General features: G+C 27.1%; 4 protein-coding genes and 1 pseudogene. All 5 read left to right on the plus strand.

What is annotated here, in order from left to right; all coding sequences use genetic code 11:
* A pseudogene (rplE, locus tag I4U58_RS13010) lies at positions 1–77 on the plus strand (50S ribosomal protein L5); the annotation flags it as partial.
* A 177-nt stretch (positions 78–254) separates the two neighbouring features.
* Positions 255–776, plus strand: coding sequence for a Gx transporter family protein (locus I4U58_RS13015; RefSeq protein WP_195931769.1), 522 nt, complete (start codon positions 255–257; stop codon positions 774–776).
* Positions 777–811: 35 nt separating this feature from the next.
* Positions 812–973, plus strand: a complete 162-nt coding sequence (locus I4U58_RS13020) for an aspartyl-phosphate phosphatase Spo0E family protein (RefSeq protein WP_195931770.1) — start codon at positions 812–814, stop codon at positions 971–973.
* Positions 974–1,142: 169 nt separating this feature from the next.
* Positions 1,143–1,772, plus strand: coding sequence for an MgtC/SapB family protein (locus I4U58_RS13025; RefSeq protein WP_243269637.1), 630 nt, complete (start codon positions 1,143–1,145; stop codon positions 1,770–1,772).
* 131 nt (positions 1,773–1,903) lie between these two features.
* Positions 1,904–3,682, plus strand: coding sequence for an oligoendopeptidase F (pepF, locus tag I4U58_RS13030; RefSeq protein ID WP_195931772.1), 1,779 nt, complete (start codon positions 1,904–1,906; stop codon positions 3,680–3,682).
* The last annotated feature ends 112 nt before the right edge of the window (positions 3,683–3,794 follow it).

Raw genomic sequence — 3,794 nt, forward strand, 5'->3', positions numbered from 1 at the left:
TTATAACAAGAGCTAAAAAATCAGTAGCTAACTTCAAATTAAGAGAAGGTATGCCAATAGGTGCAAAAGTTACTTTATTCTATAATTTATATTAAAAATAGACAAAAACTGGAGATTTTTTGAAAAATATTGTATTATATATAATATATAAAGAAATAATTATTAAGAATATTAAAAGTTCGCTATAATTCATAATTTATTAGGCGATTGAATATATATTTTTAGATGATATGGAAATTTGGAGATAAAATTTTATGAAAACAAAGAAGATGGTTTTTTTAGGGCTAATGGTTGGATATAGTTTAATATTATATATACTAGAAACATATATTCCAAACCCATTTATAGTATTTTTTCCAGGGGCAAAATTGGGTTTGACTAATATCATAACTTTAGTTTCATTATTAATTTTTGGTTTTAAGGAAACTTTTATAATTGTAACTGTTAGAGTTATTCTATCATCAATTTTTGCTGGTCCAATGTCATATTTATTATTTAGCATAGGAGGGGCGTATTTAAGTTTAATAGTGATGTTTTTAGTAAATAAAATCAAAGGATTTTCAGTAATTGGTGTAAGTATTGCAGGGGCAATAGCACATAATATAGGGCAATTATTAGTGGCTAGTATTTTAGTTGAAAACTTTTTGATGATAACATATTTACCTTTTATGTTGGCAACATCTTTAGTTACCGGACTTTTTGTTGGTATAGTGTCGCAATTTTGTTATTCTAAAATGGATAGAATAAAAGATTCTTTTATTAATATGCGTCAATAATAAGTAATTAAAATTTAAATGTTAGTGGTGATAATATGGAAAACAATGAATTGGAAATGATAAAAAAAGAAATTGAGGAAGTAAGAGAACAAATAAATACGTATATACAATATCCTGAGATATTTGAAGAAGAATTAACTGAAGCAAGTAAACAAATAGATATTTTAATAAATAAATATATACATTTGAGCAAATAACCCACAAGATGTGGGTTATTTATTTTATAAAAAGATTTGTATATGTAAATTTTTGATTGATAAGTCAATACAATAGTAGTAAGAAATTTATTAACATAAATTATAAATACAATATTGATTAAATAGGGGAGGGGATCTTATCAACGAGAAGGAAATTATTATACGATTGTTGATTTGCTTAATTATAGGCGGTCTTACTGGATTAGAAAGGGAGAGGTCTAATCAATTTGCAGGATTTAGAACACATATACTTGTTGCAATAGGATCTTGTATTACATCTATAACTGCTGTGCAACTGTTTATATCGTATAGTTCATATAGCAATATGGACCCTGCCAGGCTTCCTGCACAAGTATTGTCTGGGATAGGGTTTATAGGTGCTGGTGCAATATTAAAAAACTCTAGCGGAATAACAGGGTTGACTACTGCTGCTGGAATTTGGGCTACGGCATGTATAGGAATTGCTATAGGATATGGTCAATATATTTTAGGAATTAGTGCATGGGTATTAGAGATGATTACATTATTATCATTAAAGAGAATTGATAAATTATTTTTTAAAAAGGAAGTTTGTAATATATACGTTACAATATCCAGTTTAGAAGCTATAACAGCGACATTTGCAATTTTAAAAGAATGCAAAATTAGTATAAAAAACTTTGATGTTAACAGTAAAGGAAGTCAAATTTGGACAGCACAATATCATATTAGTTATGATAGAAGAATAAGAATAGAAGAGATTGAAAGAAGAATAAGAGATGTAGCTGGCGTTTTGGATTTATATTTTTATGACAAATAAAATATAAATATTAATTTTTGGGAAATATTATATTATTATAATTAAAACAGCACTAATAAAATATTAGATTAAAATATGGTAAATTAGGTAAAATATAAATAGATAATGCCGAATTTGAAAGGAGACGAAAAATGGAAAGACAAAAGATAGAAAGTCAATTCAAATGGACTATAGACGAAATGTACCCAAGTGAATCAGACTTAAATAAAGACATAGAAAAAGTAAAAGAATTAGTAGAAAAGGTTGTAACTTATAAAGGAAAATTATCAGAATCAAAATCAAACCTATATGAAGCATTACATACTTCAGAAGAAGCAGGTAGAATACTTGAAAAATTATATGTATATACTCATATGAAAAGCCATGAAGACACTAGAATAAATGAAAATCAAGGTAAGGCTACAAAAATAGATATGTTATCTACAGAATTATCTATGGCAACTTCATATATGGTTCCAGAAATAATAAGCATGGATGAATCAAAGTTAAATGAATATCTACAAGATGAAAAATTGGCGTTTTACAAAAAATATATAGACGAAATTTTAAGAGTAAAACCTCATACTTTAAGCGAAACAGAAGAAGAAATATTAGCAGCGGCATCTGATTTAACTGCTGTACCTGAAAATGTATATGATATGATGTCTTATGCTGATATGAAATTCCCAGAAATAGAAGATGAAGAAGGCAAAAAAGTAAGATTAACTCATGCAAACTTCTCTTTATTCTTAAAGAGCAAAGATAGAAGAGTGAGAAAAGACGCATTTGAAGGTTTATATTCAGTTTATGAACAATATAGAAATACATTTGCATCAACTCTTTATGGTGGTGTTAAATCAGAAATATTCTATGCAAAAATAAGAAAATATGAAAGTGCATTACAAGGTTCTTTATTTGCAGATAATATAAGCGTAGATGTATACGAAAACTTAATAAAATCAGTAAGTGAAAGTATACCTGCACTAGATAAATATATAGACCTTAAAAAGAAATTCTTAGGTTTAGATGATATTCATATGTATGATTTATATGTACCTTTAACAGGTGACTTTGATATGAAAATTACATATGATGAAGCAAAAGAAATCATATTAGAAGCATTAAAACCATTAGGAGAAGAATATCTTTCTCACATAAAAGATGCATTTGAAAATGGATGGATAGATGTTTATGAAAATGAAGGAAAACAAGGTGGAGCTTATTCATGGGGATGCTATGATTCAAAATCATACATACTGATGAATTATCATGATGACTTAAATTCATTATTTACATTAATTCATGAATTAGGTCACTCTATGCACAGTACTTACTCAAAATCTACACAAGATTATTTATATTCATCATATAAAATATTTGTTGCAGAAGTTGCATCAACATTAAATGAATTACTTCTAATAAATTATTTACTTAAAAAATCAACTTCAAAAGAAGAAAAAATATATCTATTAAATTACTACTTAGAACAATTTAGAACAACAGTTTATAGACAAACTATGTTTGCTGAATTTGAAAAAATAACACATGAAACAGTTGAAAGTGGAGAGCCACTAACAGCAGAAGGATTTACAGATATATACTACAAATTAAATGAAAAATACTACGGAAACTCTTGTGTTGTGGACAAGCAAATAGGGCTTGAATGGGCGAGAATACCTCACTTCTATTCAAACTTCTATGTTTATAAATATGCAACTGGATTCTCAGCAGCAAGTGCTTTAAGTAAACAAATACTTAAAGAAGGTGAAAGTGCTGTTAATCGATATAAAGAATTCTTAAAAAGTGGAGGTTCGGACTATCCTCTAAATCAATTAAAAGCAGCAGGTGTAGATATGCATAAAAAAGAATCAGTAGACGAAGCACTAAGTGTATTTGCAGATTTAGTTGATGAATTAGAAAAAGAATTATAAAGAAATTTTTCTGGGGATTATATTTTTTCATCATAGTTAAATGAATATAATTCCCACTAAACTATAAAAATAAACAATTATAAGTTATAATTATATTAATAGATTAATTATT

Source organism: Clostridium sp. 1001270J_160509_D11 (assembly GCF_015667935.1).
Taxonomy (GTDB): domain Bacteria; phylum Bacillota; class Clostridia; order Peptostreptococcales; family Peptostreptococcaceae; genus Intestinibacter.

Bases quoted from the DNA above. Each gene is read 5' to 3' on its own strand.
- I4U58_RS13015 (WP_195931769.1), top strand. From the start codon at position 255: ATGAAAACAAAGAAGATGGTTTTTTTAGGGCTAATGGTTGGATATAGT.
- I4U58_RS13020 (WP_195931770.1), top strand. From the start codon at position 812: ATGGAAAACAATGAATTGGAAATGATAAAAAAAGAAATTGAGGAAGTA.
- pepF (WP_195931772.1), top strand. From the start codon at position 1,904: ATGGAAAGACAAAAGATAGAAAGTCAATTCAAATGGACTATAGACGAA.